Source organism: Tundrisphaera lichenicola, from assembly GCF_051175385.1.
Taxonomy (GTDB): Bacteria; Planctomycetota; Planctomycetia; order Isosphaerales; family Isosphaeraceae; genus Tundrisphaera; species Tundrisphaera lichenicola.
Window position 1 is genome coordinate 1804265 of record NZ_CP195106.1, and the last position, 19501, is coordinate 1823765.

General features: G+C 61.4%; 14 protein-coding genes. 5 read left to right on the top strand and 9 right to left on the bottom strand.

The features are described from left to right. The first annotated feature begins 542 nt into the window (after positions 1-542). Positions 543-4466: a DUF6797 domain-containing protein gene (locus P12x_RS07020; protein WP_435010173.1), complete on the top strand. Its 3924-nt coding sequence runs from the start codon at positions 543-545 to the stop codon at positions 4464-4466. Between the two features lie 274 nt (positions 4467-4740). Then, positions 4741-5850: a cobalamin B12-binding domain-containing protein gene (locus tag P12x_RS07025; RefSeq protein ID WP_435011644.1), complete on the top strand. Its 1110-nt coding sequence runs from the start codon at positions 4741-4743 to the stop codon at positions 5848-5850. Between the two features lie 303 nt (positions 5851-6153). On the opposite strand, the gene P12x_RS07030 is transcribed toward P12x_RS07025, so the two are convergent. After that, positions 6154-6699, bottom strand: a complete 546-nt coding sequence (locus P12x_RS07030) for a class I SAM-dependent methyltransferase (protein WP_435011645.1) — start codon at positions 6697-6699, stop codon at positions 6154-6156. Between P12x_RS07030 and P12x_RS07035 the strand changes: the two genes are divergently transcribed. Next, on the top strand, positions 6613-6891 hold the full coding sequence (locus P12x_RS07035; protein WP_435011766.1) for a hypothetical protein: 279 nt from the start codon (positions 6613-6615) through the stop codon (positions 6889-6891). The two genes, P12x_RS07030 and P12x_RS07035, sit on opposite strands and share 87 nt — an antisense overlap. Then, the gene (locus P12x_RS07040) at positions 6785-7030 is read left to right on the top strand and encodes a serine hydrolase (RefSeq protein ID WP_435010174.1); all 246 of its coding nucleotides are present in this window, start codon (positions 6785-6787) and stop codon (positions 7028-7030) included. The genes P12x_RS07035 and P12x_RS07040 overlap by 107 nt, the downstream gene beginning before the upstream one ends. Before the next feature lie 19 nt (positions 7031-7049). On the opposite strand, the gene P12x_RS07045 is transcribed toward P12x_RS07040, so the two are convergent. Further along, positions 7050-9224, bottom strand: a complete 2175-nt coding sequence (locus tag P12x_RS07045) for an alpha/beta fold hydrolase (RefSeq protein ID WP_435010175.1) — start codon at positions 9222-9224, stop codon at positions 7050-7052. A 287-nt stretch (positions 9225-9511) separates the two neighbouring features. Here P12x_RS07045 and P12x_RS07050 point away from each other — a divergent pair, with 287 nt between their 5' ends. Beyond that, positions 9512-9673: a hypothetical protein gene (locus P12x_RS07050; RefSeq protein ID WP_435010176.1), complete on the top strand. Its 162-nt coding sequence runs from the start codon at positions 9512-9514 to the stop codon at positions 9671-9673. A gap of 217 nt (positions 9674-9890) precedes the next feature. On the opposite strand, the gene P12x_RS07055 is transcribed toward P12x_RS07050, so the two are convergent. The 7 genes from P12x_RS07055 to P12x_RS07085 all read right to left on the bottom strand — a co-directional run bounded on the left by P12x_RS07055 (position 9891) and on the right by P12x_RS07085 (position 19461). After that, positions 9891-11189: a DUF1501 domain-containing protein gene (locus tag P12x_RS07055; RefSeq protein ID WP_435010177.1), complete on the bottom strand. Its 1299-nt coding sequence runs from the start codon at positions 11187-11189 to the stop codon at positions 9891-9893. 56 nt (positions 11190-11245) lie between these two features. After that, positions 11246-13969: a DUF1549 and DUF1553 domain-containing protein gene (locus P12x_RS07060; protein WP_435010178.1), complete on the bottom strand. Its 2724-nt coding sequence runs from the start codon at positions 13967-13969 to the stop codon at positions 11246-11248. Continuing rightward, positions 13966-14670, bottom strand: a complete 705-nt coding sequence (locus P12x_RS07065) for a hypothetical protein (RefSeq protein ID WP_435010179.1) — start codon at positions 14668-14670, stop codon at positions 13966-13968. The genes P12x_RS07060 and P12x_RS07065 overlap by 4 nt, the downstream gene beginning before the upstream one ends. A 3-nt stretch (positions 14671-14673) precedes the next feature. Beyond that, positions 14674-15153 (bottom strand): hypothetical protein, encoded by a 480-nt coding sequence (locus tag P12x_RS07070; RefSeq protein ID WP_435010180.1) that lies wholly within the window; start codon positions 15151-15153, stop codon positions 14674-14676. 4 nt (positions 15154-15157) lie between these two features. After that, positions 15158-15709, bottom strand: coding sequence for an RNA polymerase sigma factor (locus P12x_RS07075; protein WP_435010181.1), 552 nt, complete (start codon positions 15707-15709; stop codon positions 15158-15160). A gap of 82 nt (positions 15710-15791) precedes the next feature. Further along, entirely contained in the window at positions 15792-16406 is a 615-nt protein-coding gene (locus P12x_RS07080) for a hypothetical protein (RefSeq protein WP_435010182.1), read from the bottom strand. 37 nt (positions 16407-16443) lie between these two features. After that, positions 16444-19461: a YfhO family protein gene (locus P12x_RS07085; protein ID WP_435010183.1), complete on the bottom strand. Its 3018-nt coding sequence runs from the start codon at positions 19459-19461 to the stop codon at positions 16444-16446. Positions 19462-19501: the final 40 nt, after the last annotated feature.

Genomic DNA, 19501 nt, shown 5'->3' on the forward strand with positions numbered 1-19501 from the left:
TGGATATGACCGACCGAGTGGTGAGGCGGAATCCCCACTCGTTACCGTCCGTCGCGATTCAACTTAGGGAAGTAAGGGTCGATGTGCCTCCTCGGGCATATCAAGGGGGTTGCTTGGCGCCTACCCTATTAACAAGATCTCCTCCATGACATCCTGGACATGAATCGCTGGCGCGGTTCCAATACGCGAGGCCGAGGAGAAAGAGCGTCATCTTTTCGGCCACACGCCTCAAAGTACCCGAGCCCATGAAGAAACAGGGCGAAGGGTCACTCTGACAATTCCCTTATCTGTAACGGCAGGTGAAAAAAGAGATCGACTCTGACGAAAATGACCAACTCCTGGCCGATCGCCCCCGTCCTTGTCGGTTGATTACAAGATTCTAATCAAAGGTCGCTTCGGTCTCAGCGTCGTTCGAACTAGCCCACCATCTCCTCACGAAAACTGAATCCGCAGATCTGAGCCTCTGAGGCTTTCGGGTCGCATCGACTGTCAAGTTCCTCCGAGGATCGTCGGCCACCTCCACGACTGGAGTCGCATCGAACATGACCCATTTCCTTGCCGGTCTCCTGATCGTGTGCTCGATCTCCTCCATCGACGAGGCCCCTGTAGGACGCCCTCTGGAAGCGACCTTGATCGACGAGGATCCGATCGCACTGGCCCGAGCGGTCCGCGAGCTTGGCGACCCGGCCCGAGGGGCAGCCATCTTTTACCAGCCGTTCTTGAACTGCACGAAGTGTCACGGAAGCGGAGATGGCCGGGAAAGCATGCTTGGCCCGGATCTCGCCAGCCTCGGAGAATCTACGACTGATGAATATCTGATCGAGTCAGTCCTTCAACCTTCGAAGGTCATCAAGAAGGGCTTCGAGACAATCACGATCGCGACTTCCGATGGGAAGAATTACGTCGGATTGCTGGCCGAGGAGCGGGCCGATTCGCTGATTCTCCGCGACCCGGGGCAGGACGGAAAGCAAATCACCATCACCGGACGTGAGATCGAAGAAAGGAAGGATGGTGGGCTCTCGATCATGCCCGCAGGTCTGGTGAACGGGCTTGCCTCCCGACAGCAGTTCCTTGACCTGATCCGCTACCTCCGCGAGATTGCCGATGGCGGTCCCGCGCGTGCGAAAGCACTGCGCCCCAATCCTTCTCGGATTGCGGGTCTGAAGCTCCCAGATTATGAATTGCAACTCGATCACGCGGGGCTGATCGCAGACCTCGGCCCGGAAGGGTTTGAACGAGGACGAGAGATTTACCACCGGGTTTGCATCAACTGCCATGGCACGAAAGATAAGACCGGCTCGCTCCCGACGTCCCTCAGGTTTGCATCGGGCCAGTTCAAGAACGGGCACGATCCCTACAGCCTCTATAGGACCCTCACGCAGGGCTTCGGTCAGATGGCGCCTCAGACCTGGATGGTCCCAACCCAGAAATATGACGTTATCCATTACATTCGCGAAACATTCCTGAAACGGGACAACCCGACCCAGTTCGCCCGGGTGGACCAGGCATATCTTGAACGCCTCCCGAAAGGAAAGACGCGCGGTCCCGAGCCTTCAGAGATCGAGCCCTGGTCGGCGATGGACTATGGGCCGACTCTGACGGCTACATACGAGTTGGGAGATGGCGGGACGAATTTCGCTTACAAGGGGATCGCCGTTCGACTCGATGGCGGGCCTGGTGGGATCTCGCGGGGGCGATTCTGGTCCGTCTTCGACCACGACACGATGAGTCTGCCGGGTTCGTGGAGCGGAGAGGGTTTCATCGACTGGAATGGGATCAACTTCAACGGTCGTCACGAAATCCATCCCAGGATCGTCGGCCGCGTCGAGATCGTCAATCCGATGGGCCCCGGTTGGGCGAATCCCGACACGGGCACATTCGATGACCCGCGACTGAAAGGTAGAGACGGCCGACCTTACGGCCCGCTGCCGCGATCCTGGGCCCATTATCAAGGACAGTATCGTCACGGGGATCGGGTCATTCTTGCCTACACGATCGGCCAGACGAAAGTCCTGGAAATGCCCTCGATCGAGACCATTCGCTCGACTCACGCCTTCACCCGGTCTTTCGACCTCGGGCCACGCGACAAGGAGATGATCTTGCAGGTCGCTCGGGGTCCCAGGGGAACGCTGAAGAGGTTTGCCTCGGGGGATCGGGGCGAAGGTGCGGTCGCCTATCTGGAACCTGAAAGTCCTGCCGATCCGAGATCGACGAAAGCAGAGCCTCTGCTCCGATTTGATGGAAGCCATTACGTAGAAATCGCGAACCTGGATGGATTTGACATGTCCACGGGCGATTATTCCATCGTCTCGCGGTTTCAAACACTTCGAGGTGGAAGCCTTTTCAGTGAGACGGTTACCGGTACGAAGTGGGTTCCCCAGGGAAAATCGCTCTTCGTCCGCAATGGCAGGGTAGCCTTCGACATCGGATGGGTCGGGGTCATCGAGTCCAGTCGTCGGGTCGATGACGAGTTGTGGCATACCGCCGTCTTGACGTACGAGCAGGCGACCCACACGGCTCGCCTCTACATCGACGGGGAACAATCTGGCGAAAAGGTCCTGGTTTCGAAGGAGCCCCTCGCCCATCGTGTCGGACGGATTGGTTTCACGGCGGAGAACTTTCCCGCACCAACCAGCTACTTCGCAGGTCGGATCGCGGAAATCCGGCTTTACCAACGGACCCTCGATCCTGAAGCGATTGTCCATCTGACGAGCGGGGCCGAAAACCTTCCTGGCCCCTTCGCAAGCTGGAAGCCGGACATGGCTCGTGGCGACACGATCCGAGATGAGTCGGAGCATAAGCGAGAGGGCAAGATTGTCCGAAAAGATTCGGGAACGATGGAGAACTCGGGCATCCTGGCCGGCATCTCCCCACCCTTGGAAGGAATCTCGTGGTCGAGCACGGAGCAGGGTGACCTGAGGCTCACGATCCCGGCCGGCGAGAACTCGCTCCGCTTCACGCTCAAGGTACTTCGAGTCCCGGGTGATGAGGATCCCAAAGTGCTAGCGTCAGCGATCTCCGATGGCACCTCGACGAACCTGGTCGAACTCACGACCGGCGGTCCTTCGCGATGGCCCGAGGTTTTGAAGACTCCCATCACGACCGGTCTTTCCGATGGCCCATTTGCCGTCGATCTGCTGGCACTCCCCATCAACAACCCCTGGCTCTGCCTATTGCGCCCGACCGGATTCGACTTCCTCGACGGGGGTCGCCAGGCCGCGGTCTGCACATGGGATGGCGACGTCTGGCTCGTCGATGGGCTCGACGCACCCTCTGGCGAATTCTCGTGGAGACGGATCGCGTCCGGGCTCTTTCAACCCCTTGGCCTGAAGGTCCGCGACGGGGAAATCTACGTTGGTTGTCGCGATCAGATCGTGATCCTTCGCGACCTCAACGGCGATGGCGAAACCGACTATTACGAGAATTTCAATAGCGACCACCAGGTGACCGAGCACTTCCACGAATTCGCTATGGGGCTTCAAACGGACGAGTCGGGCCATTTCTATTACGCCAAGGCCGCCCGACATGGCAAGACGGCGATCGTCCCGCAGCACGGAACACTCCTGAAGGTGAGTCGCGACGGACTCCAGACCGAGATCCTCGCCACGGGATTTCGCGCACCCAACGGCGTCTGCCTGAACGACGATGGGACATTCTACCTGACCGATCAGGAGGGATTCTGGCACCCGAAAAATCGCATCAACCATGTCAAGGTCGGTGGATTCTACGGGAACATGTGGGGCTATCATGACGTGACAGACGCCTCCGATTCGGCCATGGAACTTCCCGTCTGCTGGATCACGAACGACTTCGACCGTTCTCCGTCCGAGCTCGTCCATGTGACGAGCGATGCCTGGGGACCACTCAAGGGGTCGCTGCTGAACTTCTCCTATGGGAATGGGAAATTGTTCGTCGTGCCCGTCGAAAAGCTCCAGGGCAAGATTCAAGGCGGGGCCTGCGCGCTACCGATCTCGCCGCTGCCTACCGGAGTCATGCGAGGTCGGTTCAGCCCCAGTGACGGCCAGCTATACGCCTGCGGCATGGTCGGATGGGCGAGCAACCAGTCGGCACCCGGCGGCTTCTATCGAATTCGAGCGACGGACAAGCCGATGTTTCTCCCCGTAGGGCTCCAGGCGACCGTTGACGGCTTGAAGCTGACATTCACCGACCCGATCGATCCCGACTCGGCTTCCGACCCATCAAATTATTCGGTGAAAACCTGGTCGCTCAAGCGATCGGCAAAATACGGCTCGGAGCACTACGACGAGAAGTCGATTGTCGTCGGGACCGCCTCCTTGTCGGACGATGGAAGGACCATCGTCCTCGGAATTCCGGAGATTCGCCCAACCTGGGGTATGGAGATCAAGTACCGATTGAGGGGTTCAAAAGGACAGCCCTTCGAGGGGCAGATCCACAATTCGATCCATCAACTTTCCGATGGGACGCACGAGCCGATCCCTCGTTGAGCCCATGAGGTCGTCCTCCGGTTCCTGGCCGAAGCTGTCCAATCGGATGCCGATCTCTGCCAAGTTAATCGCTATAAACTCCGATCAAAAGTTAGCATGCGAGATGCCCCGATGATCGGGCTATCCTCCCACGAGCCCACGACCTTCCCCGGGAGGGGGCCCTAGACACAGGTCCCAGGGAGAAGCTACTCTCAACTTAGATTGAAGCCCATCGTTGCATTGATGGGAAAGTTGTTGCCGATGATTATCGGCGGATCCATCATGGGTGGCAGCTATGCCCGCCGTCTACCATGACATCGGGAAGGTAATCTCCGACCGGCGCTCGACCCTGGCAAGGGCCATTGTTGCCAGACAATACTCGCTCCAACCTGATCTGGAGGGGCAATACGGCCCGGAAGGGCGAGCCAGATGCATCCAGGACACCGAGCACCACCTCGCCAACCTCTCGGAGGCCGTGTCCGCTTCGAGCCCGGCTCTCTTCTCCGACTATCTCGATTGGGCCGTCTCGGTCCTTGCAGCGAACCACATCCGGGACGAGGATGTCGAGGTGAACCTGGCCTGCTTGCAGGACGTGCTCCTGGCCTCACTTCCCGGAGAGCACGGGATCGTCACTCGCCGGTTTTTAGAAGAAGCGATCCGATGCTCTCGCAGTGCTTCCAGGATTAACGCATCGCTGATCTCCGACGAGGGTTCCCACCCCGCCCTCGCCAGGGCGTATCTTGGGGCACTCCTGGAATACAATCGAAAAGCGGCGACCGACCTGATCCTCAACGCCGTGGACGCCGGTATTCCCGTCGGCGAAATTTACCTGGATGTCTTTCAGCGTTGCCAGCGTGAGGTCGGACGACTCTGGCAGTCCCGTCAGATCGGCGTGATCCAGGAGCATTTCGCCACGGCGGTCTCCCAGTCGCTCATGGCCCGGTTGACTCCGATGGCCGTATCAGAACCAGGAAACGGGCGGGTGGTGATGGCAGCCTCGGTGGGCGGCGAACGGCACGAGGTCGGGCTTCGGGTCGTCGCCGACTTCTTCGAGATGGCCGGCTACGAAGTCCACTATTTCGGTGCCGACGCCCCTCTCCTGAGCGTCGCGGAGGCCATGGCCCGGCGCAGGCCCGATCTGCTGTTGATCTCGGTCACGATGGTCACTCATCTCTCGGGCGTCGGAAAACTGATCGCCGCAGTCCGCGCGAGGGAGGAATGCCGGGGAGTGACGATTCTCGTGGGGGGGCATCCATTCGATGTCGTCCCCGACCTCTGGCGTCGGTCGGGGGCCGACGGTTACGCCGCCGACGCGAGGGGTGCTCTCGTCGAAGCCGAGCGGCTGCTGGCTACCCGATCAGGCCAGAAGTGTTCCAGTTCTCCTCGCGAGGTCTTACCCACGTAGGCTCCTCCATTCCGGGTGGGGTGCCATTCGAGGTGCGGATCTCAATCTTCGGGGCAGAGCCACCGCCGGGCCGCTTTAGACCCTTCGATGGTAGTTCCTCACAATTTGGATCGATCGCGAGTCAAAAGTCTCGGAAAAGGTGTATCGAGAATCAATTCTCGGACTTGGGAACCGATTCGACGGGACGCTCGTGGTGTGTGTCACCACAATGCATTCGAGCGGGGAGAAAACTTCCGCATCCAGATTCCCGAAAGGATTGCATTCTGAGGGCAGTGGAGCCGGTTGAGTAGACTGGAGCTTCCCTCAACTTTTCTGGAAGAGATACACATCTCGATCGACTCGTTCGACGGTCAGACCAAACCTAGCCCCCAGCCAGTCGAAGGTCGCGGGACTGTAAAAGCTGACATGGGTCGGATCCGCCTTGTAGTGCCAGCCTGCGAACCTCTCTCGATTGATCACCACCTTCGTCATGACGCCGAGCCAACCATGGGGACGAAGCAATCCGGTCATCCTTGTCCAATCCTCGGCGGGACGACGGAAGTGCTCGACGACTTCGGTGCAGGTTACGAAATCGAAATTGCGTTCCAAGACTGCCGGATTCGGCCTATAAATTGGGTCGTAGTCATCCATGAGCATCCCCGACTCTCTCAGAATGATGGAGAGAGTCGGACCCGGGCCGCAACCATAATCCAGACCAAGGCTCCCTTTCCCCAGCCGCGCTTCGAGCGGACCGGAGAGCCGGCCGAGGAAGCGGCGGTAGCCATGATCCGATGGGTCGTTCTCGTGAAGGTCGTAGTAGGCCCTCTCGGCTATCGGATCCAGATAGCTTCCCGGGTCGGCCGAGACCAGATCGCAAACCCGGCAATGGAAGAAGCAACGCCAACGGTCTTCGAGATAGGGATCGACTGGCTGGGAGCAGAGCGGGCAGTTCAGCATGCCGATCCTTCGGTCATTCCTGACGGATTCAAACTCGTTCCGGAGGTCGCAGCCTCGACACATCCTCTCCATTCTCGTCCCGAAATTCCGTCGATGCGCCTCTGACCATTGGGACAGGAAAGGCGTTGTGCGGATCGCCTCGATGACCAAGCCGATCACTTCGACGGCCGTGATGATCCTGGTGGATGAAGGCAAGGTACGGCTCGACGATCCGCTCTCGAAGTTCACCCCAGTTTCAAAATAATAACTCCATTGGCCGAGATCTACCGACGGTCCTTCGCTGTCGCTTTCGGAACCGAGGTGGGGTCGACCAGCATCGCCAGGATCGCCTGGGCGTAGACCCGATGCCCATAGTCGTTCGGATGATTCACTCCATTGCCGGTGAAGTCGATGTGTCGCTTTCGCCTCATCAATTCGAGCCAGATCGAGGTCATGTCGGCGAGGACGACTCCCGGCCCTTCGAGCGCGGCCAGCACATCGCGGTAGATCGGGAACATCTCGGGCGGGGTCGCCATCCAATCGGGATTCCCCGTCATCGTGGAGACCAGGATCACCTCCGTCTCCGGCTTCGCCTCCCGGATACGACGGAGCATCGCCTCGATGTTCGACCGGAAGGATTTGGGATCGCGAGCGCCGACGTCGTTCATCCCGTAAGCGATGATGATCAGATCGGCCTCGGTCGCCAGAAGTCGATCCATGTCGTTCAGCCCCTGACGGGACGACCAGCCTCCGACGGCCAGATTCCGGAGCGTCACCGGAGAGCCTGAGGTGGCCTCCAACTGGGCCGCCACCAGTCCCGGATAGGAGGCCTGAAACGGAGGTGCTTTCGTGAACTCGGAGGCGTTGTATCCCTCGGAGATGCTGTCTCCGCTGACGGCAATCGTCAATGGTTGCTTCAATTTGAGCTTGCCGCTGGTTCGAGCGAGCCGATCGCCCGCGAAGCTCGGGCGGTAGCCGTCCCACATTGCCGAACGAGGGAGGTAGCTCACCTCAACCTGCTGGTCGTGGAAATAGTGACAGTTATCGAAAAACAGGCTTGTCTGGGGATCCCCGGCGCGGTGGCCGATGCTGTGCGGAGCACCCTTCGGGAGGAAGAGGTCGGACTCGCTGAGTGATGGGATCCTGGAGCCAGGTGGAAGGATAAGTGCAGAACCATCGGGAGCCAGTTGATAGTCACGCCCTTCTTCGAAAGACCGCGATCCATCTGCGGATTTGACCGAGAGGACACGCTCGACGTCGAAGAGTAGTCGGGCCGTGGGACTCGACTTCGTCGCTCCGCAAAAGAGCACACTCTCGCGGTGGATCGTCCCACCATCCCATGGTCCTTGCAGCAGATGGAGTCCTGGCAGTGGCCCGGAAATCGAGGAATTGCCGGCGGTGATGGACTCGCTCAGCAGTGTGGTCAGGTGTTCCTTCCAGATCGCGGCGAGAGTGTGGGTCCCATGCCCTCGGGTCCGATCACTTCGGGGGAGGACCAGTGCGTTGCCCCGTTTCACTCTCCGGATTTCCCGCTCCAGGATTCCCAACTCGGGCGGGTTGATCAGGTCGTCCTCGAAGTTGATCGCGAGCAGCGGGGCCTTGATCTGCTCCAGGGCGGGACTCGGGTCGTAGTCGCTTGAACTCTCCAGCGCATAGAGAACGTCATTGGCGTCCGACGCATTCACCGTTCGCGCGACGAATTCCTCGAGGACGCGATCGGCCAACTCGCGGGTCGGGGCCTCCATTTGTCGAACGATCGGGTTGTTCGACATGAGGTAGAGCATCTCGGCCGCCGTTTTCAGGCTTGGCGGTTGGTCGAGGTAATCGCCGGATGCCCAGGCCGGGTCGTTGCGAATCACATCGATGATGACTCGTCGCCAGGCCCGATTCCGACCCGAGATCTGCGTGGGTAACGAGGCCAGTGGGAGCAGGGCATCCATGAAGTCCGGGTAAGTCTCGCCCCAGAGCCAGGTATGCATCCCGCCCATCGAGGTGCCCATGACCAGGCGGAGATGATCAATTTTCAGACCTTCGATCAGGAGCCGATACTGGGCCAAGACCATGTCTCGATAGCCGTAACGAGGAAACCTGGCATGGAGTCCGTCGCTGGGCTTGCTCGACCCGCCGTGACCGATCCCATCGGGGAAGATCAGGTAGTTACGGTTCGAGTCGAGCGGCTGACCATCGCCGAAAAGTTCCCCGGCGAACTCGGGCCTAAAGAAGTTGGCTCCGCTTCCGGTCGTCCCGTGAAGGATCAGGACGGCATTGTTGACTTTCCCGTCTTCGCCAAGACGAGGAGTACCCAGAGTTCGGTAGTGGATCCGCAGGTTCGGGAGGATTTCGCCGGAGGCAAATCGGAAGTCGCTGATTACATGATCGGCCTGAGTCGGCTCGGGAAGTCCGGCAATCACCGGCGAGGTCGAGACGACCAGGATCAAGAGCGACAGAATCTTCCGCATGAGTTTCACCCTCTGATCAGCCCACCCACGGCCCGAATCGGAGTTCGCGACCTGGGTTCGAGCCCCGAGAGGTCATGGGCTACGCTTCGATCTTGAACATTGGGGATGTCGGACTGCAATCTAACACCATGGGGCTGCCTCTGAAAGTTCCGACCTCGTTGAATTGATTTCCCGAACAAGTCGCAGGGCCGGATGGCCACCCATTTCATCTCGATCGAGATCCGATCTGATCTTGCTCTCTCTCGACTCCCCGGTATGATCCGCGTCCATCCAATAAGGAGGTCGAAATGACCAGGACATTGGTTTTCGCCGCATTCCTGGCGATCGTTACCGGTTGTAGTTCCACGCACAAGGCCGTCACCAACGGTCCGGGCGGCAAGCCAACCGAACCACCCAAGCAGTATGAATATCGGGATATGAGCCGAGGAAGTACCGCATTCCAACGTTGAGGTCGATACGATCGAGCCATTGAAGGAAGTGAACGCTCACCGATCGATCTTGGAGCACCTCGCCGGGTTAGCTCTTGCCATGTTGACATGGCAAGCCCAGGTTCGGATACATCCATTACGTCACCGAGGATCGCTACACCTGAAATCAGGATGACCTGACCTCATCGGTGTGCGATCCCGGGGGTGAACAGCCTCGACGTTATTCGGAGCGATCAGCTCAGGCGAATAGCTCGGGAATCGGACTACCGTTGCGGACAATCGCGATTGGCCGCCCGGTATTGGTCTTGTATTCCTTGCGAACGTCGATGCCGAGGGCATGGTAGAACGAGGCCGCCACGTTGTCGGGGGTGATCCCGTCGCCGGAAGCGGGTCCCATGGCTTTCTCGTCGCTGGCCCCGACGACCTGTCCACCCTTGATACCTCCGCCACCCATCAAGCAGCACATGGCTCGGGGGAAGTGGTCGCGGCCACCGCGGGGATTGATCTTCGGCGTTCGGCCGAATTCGCCCGTGACGAAAACCGCCGTCGACTCGAGCAGGCCCTTCTGGTCGAGCGTCGTGAAAAGCGCGGCCAGGGCCACGTCGAGATCCGGTAGGAGCCGGGTCTTGAGCCGGTCGAAATTATTGTCGTGCGTATCCCATCCGCCGCTGGAGAGGGTGACGAACCGAACACCCGACTCGATCAGTCGCGTGGCCAGGAGACATGACTGACCGATGGCCGAGGGGCCGAAGGCGGCGGCGACCTCGGGCTTTTCGAGGCTCACGTCGAACGCCTTGCGCGAACGGGGCGAGCTGATGATCTCGTAGGCTCGCTCGGAGAACCGGTCTAGCCCGTGGATCAGGTCGCTATCCTTCTCGAATCCCTGGAAGGTCGTGTCGAGCGACCGCAGGAGGTTGCGCCGCTTCTCGATCTCCTCGACCGTCAGGCCATTCCTCAGGGTAATCCCTCGGACGCTGTAAGGCTGGCCGGCCTTGGGGACGCTGGTCGTCTTGAACGGTGCGAACTCGACGCCGAGATAGCCCGAGACCTGGGGCGTGTCCGGGATCGCGACGAACGGCGGGAGGTCGCGAGGGCTTCCCTTCTCCTTCGTGACGACCGGCCCATAGCCGGGGAATTCCAGCGAGGGGATGGGCCGGTTGCCCGTGTTCATGTACTTGGTGCCGAATTCGTGAGCGGCCAGGCTGTGGCTCACCCCCCGGAGGATCGCGAATTTGTCGGCGCAGGAGGCGAGCTTCGGAAGATGCTCGGAGATGCGCACCCCCGGTACATTGGTGTCGATCGGGTTGAACTCTCCCCGATACTCGGAGGGGGCCTCGGGCTTGAGGTCGAACGTGTCCATGTGAGACGGGCCGCCGCCCAGATTCACGAAGATCGCCGAGGTCGCCTTGCCGGCGGCCACTTCGCCGGCCTCGCTCAGCCTGAGAAAGCCGGGAAGACCCAGGCCCGCGGCGCCCAGGACGCCCACCCGGAGAAAGTCTCGTCGGCGGACTCCGTCACAATAATCATTCATCGCCATCGTGAATCTCCGCGAGAACAAGGGATTCGTCCGGGGGCATCGTCCAAACAGATGGATCAGTGGTTGGTGATGAATTCCTTGGTGTTGAGCAACGCCCAGAGGAGGTCACGCATCCCATCGGAACCGTCCGAGTCGGTCAGATAGCGAATGGCCGCCTTCGCTTCGGCCTCCAGGGGCCGCCGCGAAAGGGTTCGGAGGTAAGCCTCGCGAACGATCGACTCCCGATCGGCCGGGCTGAAGCGGGGGGCCGTCGAGGTAGGACGTCCCTCGGGCATTTTCCCAGCGACCACTTTCTTCCGGATGGATCGCTCGTTGTTCGACGCCTGGGACTCGCGCTTCAGCTCGGAGATCCGATCCTGGATCCGCATGATCCGAGGATTCGGGGCCCCGGCGGCCTTGATCCTCTTGAGCCTGGTCTCCAACTCGGGGAGCGAGAGGGCCATCAGTCCCGATCCCTGGTCGGGAGCTTCCTTCTTGGTATCGTCAACAACGTTTCGTGGGCTGGTCTTGGCCTTCTCGGCGACCCACCCATCGGCCCGGTCGATCGCGGCATAAAGCTCGGCGTCGTTCTGGAGGTAGATCGACTGGAGGAGGTTAGGCTCGTCGGATCGGTTGCAGTCGCAATTCGTCTCGCGAGTCGAGGCCCCGAAGACCTTCGAGGCATAGGTCCCCTGGTTCCTCCGGGCGGGTCCTCCTGCACCAGGGCCGGTGGCCCGAGTCGAGATGTCGGTCGCGGCCTTCGCCTGGATCCGGCTCGATCCGGTGGCCATCGCCACCGCGTCGATCAGGACCTCGGCGGGAATTCGACGGATCAGGGCTCGACTGAAGTTTTTCTCGTCGAGTCGGTTGGTCTCGTTGGACTGCCAGCTCCGCTGGTAGGCGAGGCTCCCGGTGATCTCTCGATGGAGCCACTTCATGTCGAAATCATGATCGACGAAGCCGTCGGCCAGGTAGGCCAGCAGGGCTTCATTGCTCGGGGGATTGGCCAGGTTCATGTCGTCGGGTGACTCGACGATCCCGCGGCCGAAGTAATTGGCCCAGACCCGGTTGACGAAGGCTCGGGCGAAGTAGGGGTTGTCCTTGCTCCGGAGCCATTCCATCAAGGGGGCCCGAGGATCGTCCGAACCGTCGAGGGCAACTTCCTCGCCGCCGAGAACCTTGGCCGAGACCACGCGACGGGTTTTGGGGGCCTGGTCCTTCTTGAGTCCGGCGACCCGGGCGGTCATCCCGTTCCGGTTCACGAAGACTTCTTGCCAGGGCGAGATCTCGCCATCACGCCGGAGCTGCTGGAGCTTCCTGTTCCGATCGCCACCCTTGAGCTTGTCGAGGCCGGTGTCCTTGTTGATCCGCTGGAAGCTGGGTCGAGCCTCGGGAGAGACCCCGAATCCGACCGCATTGAAGAAGGCCCCGAAGCGATTGAAGTCGTCCTGGGTCCACTGGTCGAAGGGATGCTTGTGGCACTGGGCGCACTCGAGGCGAACGCCCAGGAACGAGTAGCTGAAGCCGATGACCCGCTCCTCGGGCTTTCGGAAGTTCTGCCGGGCCCAGAAGTGAGGCATCGTCTCGCGGTCGGCGAACTTCGATGACTCTCCGGGCTTGGCATACGAGGCCATCGCCTTCACGAAATCGTCGTAGCTTTCTCCCTTGGGGCGGCTGGTGGCCAGGACCAGCCCCGCCGCGATCTCGTCGTAAGGCGTGTTTTCGAGAACACGCTTGTAAATCCAGTCGTACCACTGGCGTGGGGCCTGGGGCCCGACCTGCTGGACGTTGAGGACCTTTGGAGCCGCCCCGGTGTAGTCGCACAGCTTGGTGGTCCACCAGGCGGCGTAACTGGGGCGGGATAAGAGATCGTCGACCTTTCGAGCCCGCTTGTCCGGGGCGGGATCGGAGAGGAATGCCTCCACCTCGTCGGGGGTCGGGAGGGTCCCGGCCAGATCGAGACCGACCCTCCGGAGGAATTCCGCATCGGTGCAGGTGGGGCTCGGGACGATTCCTAATTTCCGGAGCTTGGCGACGACCAACTCATCTACCTCGGTGGGGGTGGGGACGCTCGGATAGCTTTCGCCCGCCAGGTCCGAGACGGCGCGGAGGACCGGAACGGGCGCAACCCCATTGTCGTAGAAGGCGACGACATGGGTATCGCCGGGACCGACCGAGGTGATCACTCCCTCCTCCGAGATCTCGGCGATCGACTCGTCATTGGTCCGGAAGCGGGCCAGGCAGGTCACATCCTCGCTCGAACCGTCGGACCAGTGGGCCACCACGCGGAGCGCATCCTTCTGGCCGGGCTCTCGGAAGGAGATCTCGCCCGGGGTCACTTCAAGCCGATCGAATGTCGGGGCCTTCGCGTCGACACCCTTCGCACCCCCTTCGATCCATCGGGTCAGGACCCGATATTGCCAGCTCTCGGCTTCGAGTCGCTTCCCTCCCTTATGGGGTATCGCCAGGGTGGGCTTCTGGAGGATCTTGGAGCCCTCCGGGTCGTCGAGTGTGACCCGGTCGGACCCATCCTTGAGCAGGGTCTCGCGATCGAGCTTGAAATCGTAGCCGAAGAGGGAGAGTCGGAATCCGCCCTGGCCCTGGAAGGATCCGTGGCAGGATCGAGTATTGCAGCCCATCCGTCCCATCAGGGTCAGGACGTGGCGCTGGAAGTCAGGGACCTCGGTCGCGCCTTCATCGGCAAACCGTTCCATTGCCGGCCGGATCGGCTCGTCAGCAGCTACGGTCGAGGTGTGGGCGACCAGGACGAGTGTACCCATCAGGGCGATTCGGCGGATCATGGGCGGGCCTCCGGTTGGACGGCGGTCGAGGGAACGGCGGCGGGTCGGGACGACTCCAAACGCTTGGCTTTCCGGGACTTCCTGGGTTGAAGGGCACGGAATCGCGTCTCGACCACCTCGTCCTTGTGATTCTCCAGGCGATCGAGCGAGAGGCGGAATCGGCGTGCAGCGGCTTCGGCCTGCGCCAGATCGAATTTCTGGCGCTGAATGTCGGCATCGACCTTTGCCTCGATCGCCGATCGGAGTTGACTCCGAAGTTCCTGATCCTCCGGCGAGCTGGCCAGTTTCGCGGCGAGCAGCTCGACTTGAGTTTTGGCTTTCCAGATATTCAGCGACAACGTGTAACGCTTCGGATTTCGGGACTTCAGCTCGGCGAGATTCCTTGCAGTCTGCGAAAGATCACCGATGGCTTTGCGATATTCGGCCGAATTCCTGGACTTGAGGGGTTCCAGGACCACGGCCAAATCCGGGTGATGCTCTCCGACGAACGCCAGGGCCATTGCCTCGCGTTCCGCGAACGAGGGAATCGCCGCCTTCCAGGCCGGGGTGGACCGGTCAGCGGCGCTCTTCTTGTCGTCGTCGGCTCCCAGCATCAGCAGCACGGCGAGGAAGGTCATGAGCCGAAAAATCCGAGCCAGGCAAGCCACGCTGTGCCGCTCGTCCGGACTCGTCCGAGTCGGATCGCCCGAGTGATCGATCATGGCTCAGTTCTCCTCCTGGGAAACATCATCCATCGACGATTCCGCGGCGGCCAGGATCCAGGAAGGGATCGCAAGTTCCCCCGAAGCCTCCAGCTCGGAGATCGATTCGGGATAGTCGATCTCGGTCATGATCGGGTCGCTTCGATCCAGGTCGGACCAGGCCATAGCCACCTCGGCCGCGTCGGGCGATTCGGTTTTCATGGTCCCGAGCGACCAGAGGCTCGCGACGGCCAGGCAGGCCGCAGCCGCCAGGCCCGACCAGGCCAGGGTTCGACGGGTCAGGAATCGTCGAGGGCGAGACCAGGTCTTTGGAGGAAGGGCGGACATCGCTCCGGAAAGCTCGACCGCACCGGCCAGGGCCTCGCGCGCCGACTGGTCGTCGGCCAGCATTCGCTCGAAGTCGACCTCTTCGGGATCGCTCATCTCGCCGGTCGCGTACCGGAATGCCAACCAGTGGAGGTCGGAGTCTGGTTCGGGGGGCATCGGTTCAGTCTCCGGGTCTCAAGGATCGCCTCAACTGTTCCAGGGCACGACGCATCCTGCTGAGCACCGTCCCGAGAGGAAGGCCGGTCTCGCCGGCGATCTCGGCGAAGGTCTTCTCCTCGAAGACCCGGGCTCGGACGACTCGAAGCTGGTCCTCGGAAAGTCGGCCCAGGGCTTCCCGGACCGCCTCCACCGCTTCGGCTCGCACCAGTCCATCGTCCAGGTTCGAAGAGGGACAGTGTTGAATAACCGCCGCCCGCCTCTCTCCGCGATCGCGAGATGCCCGTCTACGCTTGACGGCCAGGGCTTCGTGAAACGCCACACGGAAGAGCCACCCCCGGGCGGTCTCGAAACGAGCCTCATGGCCACGTTCGACGACCTTGATGAAGGTCGTTTGCATCACGTCGTCGGCCAGTTCCGGGTTGCGGACGACTCCCAGGACCATCCGGCGAAGCTCGACCGAGAAGTCGGTGTAAAGTGCAATTATTTCGGGGGATGCGGCATTCGCCGAGTCTTCGGTTGGGCACGGTCCTGCCAAAGCCTCGCCCTCCGACATCGGCCGCGCACCTCCTTCATAAGCAACGATGCTTCAGCAGGCCGGATTATTTCGCCAATGCTTGAGAAATGATCCGGATTTCTCAGATCATCCACGAGTAGCTGAAGATACTCCCCCACTGGAGGCCGACCAAAATCCAGTAGACGCCCATCAATCGACCGAGCCGATCCAGGACATCGGGCACCGGTCGCCATTGCCCGATCAGCGCGAGGAAGCCCCAGACCAGGGCGACCGACATCCCGATCGGGGCGAGCATGTTAGCGAAATACCGCTGGAACCAGAGCCAGAGGTCGGGCGGTAAGTGACCGGTGGCAATCAGTTTATAGAGGAGCATCACGCCAATTTCGACCGAAGCCCAAGTCCAGCCTAGCAAGGCCGCCACGCTCGCCGAGGTCCCCGGTTGTCGGGCCAGTCGTCGCCAGTTTCTCCCCCGATGTCGGACGCGGAGGATCGGCAAGGTAACGGTCCAGGCGCAGAGGATCGGGAGCAGGGGGACCTGAGCCTCCAGCAATCGGATCAAGGCCCGCTGGGGGGTCCATCCCCCCGGAGGGCTCGCCATCACGTTCGGCCAGGGGGATTTCCAGTCGAGGATCGGCGTGAGCGATCGGAAGACCCCCATGGCGATCGCCGCCGCGCCGATCATCAGCATCAGATCGAGGAGCGCGATTCGATTACGTCGAATGGGGGTCTGGTTCATGATTGCCCCGCTTATCGAGAGTATCGACCTTGCCGAATCATCCGCGACGCGTCCGACCCGACCGGAGGTTCCAGCCCAGGAAACCAACCAGTGCCGCGATTCCTCCCAGGCTCACCAACCCCCCGATCCGAAACGACTTGGGGTAGTAAGTGTAAACGAGTCGGTGCGTTCCCTCCGGCACGGCGGCTCCCCGCATCGCCCGGTTGGCTCGAAGGATCGGCGAGGGTTTGTCGTCGATCGTGAGGGTCCAGCCGGGATAATAAACGTCGGCCAGGATCACCAGGCCGGGTTGGGCCAGTTTGGCCTCGATCACCACCCGCTGAGGATTGGACTCGGCCTCCATGACGCGGACCGACTCGCCGGCCTGGAGCGATGTCCCGGGCAGGAATCGATTCAGTTCTTCTCGATCCGCCGGTTCCGCCTCGATCCAGGCCAGATCCTTCGGGTCGAATCGCGGACGCGCGGGGTCGTTCCAGAAGAGATCATTGTCGAAGAGGATCTCCTCCATCGTTTCCTTGCGAGTCCCGCGCGTTAGGCCCGTGATGGGAGGCTTGTGCCTCATCTTGTGGACGATCCAGGCCCGAGGATAGGCATCCAGGTTCTTGAGGATCTGGAAATCCTCGGCCTCGGCCCAGTTCTTGATCTCGGGATCGTCCTGCTTACCCCGGAGGAATTCTTTAGGTGGATAGATGGTCTCGGTCCTCGGGAGAAAAGCTGCGATCCCGCGATCGGCGTCATCCCAGGCCGGAAGGCCTGGCAGGACGAAGTATCGCGAGTTCCAGAGGTCGAAGCCGCGTCGAGGGTATACGACGATCGTTTCGCCCGGCTTGATCCCCAGCATCCTTGCGGCATCGGAACGGACAGTCCGCGGAAAGGGGGCGAAGAACCACGAGAAGTCGTAAAGCTCGGCGACACCGATGCTGTAGGTATACTCGACGTCGTGAAGCAGGCCGTATTTCGGCTGGATCGTGTCTAACTCCCAGCGGACGAAGTCGCGGACCCGGTCGTCCGATGCCTCGTTCCTCCAGCGGGTGGGATTCCAGATGGGTGCCCGATGGATCCGGTAAGGCCCGGGCGAGGGGTCGTCGCGTTCTGCCTCGCGGATGATCTGCAGAACTCGGGGAGTCGCCTCCAGATCCTTCTGGGGTACCGTCAGGATCAGGGGGGCATTGGCCAGTCCGAGATCGACCGCCAGGAGTATCAGGGCCATCCCGCCCGCAAGCTCGGCCTTTCGGCGAGCCAGGGGAATGAGTCCGCCGCTGGCCAGCAAGATCAAGGCTCCATGAATCAGTGCCATTTGAGTATCGGATAGGGCTCGAACGGAGTCGAGCGGCCCAAAAACCGTCATGTGTCCGACAGATCCTAGCCACTGGACGAAAGGAGCCCGATACCAGGACATTACGGCGAGAACGACCAGGGTCGAACCCGATCCGAGGACCGCGATCCGTCCCAGATTCCTGGATCGCCCCTCCAGGACCCGATCCCATCCGATTCCCGCCAATGCGGCGACCGCCAGCACGGTGAAGCTCAGAAGCTTGCTCGGAAATCGGAAGGTGTGAAATCCGGGAAGCAGGGCCGCCATCAAGCAGTACGGGCTGCCATCGCCGTCCCTCAAATAACCGTCGAGACGGACGGCATTGGTGTTGACCGAGTCATGAGGACCGATGACCTCGACCATCGAGGGTGAAAATCTCGCCAGGGCGATCGGGCTGGCGTACTCGCCGAAACTTCCGACGAGGCTCACGGCGGCGATTCCGGTCAACCACCCTCGCCAGGGCGGGCCATCCCGGAATCCTGCCGCCCCGAAGGCCAGCAGGAGCGTCAGTCCTCCGAGATACAGAGAGGGGACCCAGACCCGATGGCTCATCCCCCGGACCAGCATTTCCGACCACATGACCGGCTGCCCGAAGCTCCGACCGAATGCACCTGGCCAGACCGCCTCCACCAGTCGATAGGGCTCCAAGCTGAACGGATAAATGTCGTGGGCTCCCTCGTCGGTCGCCCGGTTGCTGAGGCCGGTGAATTCGACCACCGGGAGTAGCTGAGCGGCCGAAAGGCTCCCGGCCAGGATCGCCGCCGCCGCCAATCCGGCCAGCTTCGGCACCAGGGGAACACTCGACGATCCTCGTTTCCTCCATCGAACGAACAGGGTCAGGCCGACCAGTCCCCAAGCTCCCGCAACGGCCGCGGGCAGCCACGAGGCCCAGGGAAAGCTCGGGACGGGTCCTTCGAACGCCGCTTTCCGGAATGACGGCAGCCGTCCCGTGGAGAACCACCTCCCGAACGCACCCCAGGGGCCTTCTCCCGGCTCGGGGCGCAACCCCGGGAGGATCGCCGCCAGGCCCAGCGTGATCGCCACCCAGGCCGCGATTCCCAGGAGGATGAGCCCCAACCAGACCGTCCGAGAACCCCAACTTCGCCGCCGAGCCTCGCCGGTCCTGGACAGGATGATTGCATAAGCTCCTGCGCATAACCCGATCAGATAAGCCGATTCCGGCTCCCCCCCCAGGACCTGCATCGCCAGGACCACCGCCAGTCCTCCCAGGGCTATCCGACGCCCCCGACGGAGCCAGCCGTCCACCGCGAGAAATCCCCAAGGGGTCCAGGCCGCTCCCACCAGGAAGATGATGTTGCAGTACTGGAACAGGATCGGAGCCCCGAAGGCATAAGAGAGGCCCGCGATCGAGGCCCCCGTCCGACTGGTCCCCCAGGCCCGTATCAACGCGAGCATCCCCGCGAAGGCTAGCGCGGTATGTGCCACGGCATAGAGCCGGGCCGCCCACGGGTAGGACATCATCCCGAAAATCAGCTTCCCCGGGTAAAGAACGGCTGCGGTCGGGTTCCCCAGGAGCGGCATCCCGGCGTTCTCATCCGCATCCCAGAGCGGCCATCGGCCGGCGTTCCATTCATCCTGAACTCGCTCGTAGAGCGGATAGTAAAAGTGAGCCGCGTCGCGGAATCCGTAGGTTTCGCCGAAGAAGAGGACGGGTCGATACACGTAAAGCAACAAGGCCAGGCCACACGCCAGGCCGATCCAGGCCGAAAAACGACGCATGAGAAGCGGTCTCCCGGCCGGTTTCGAGGCCGAATATGAG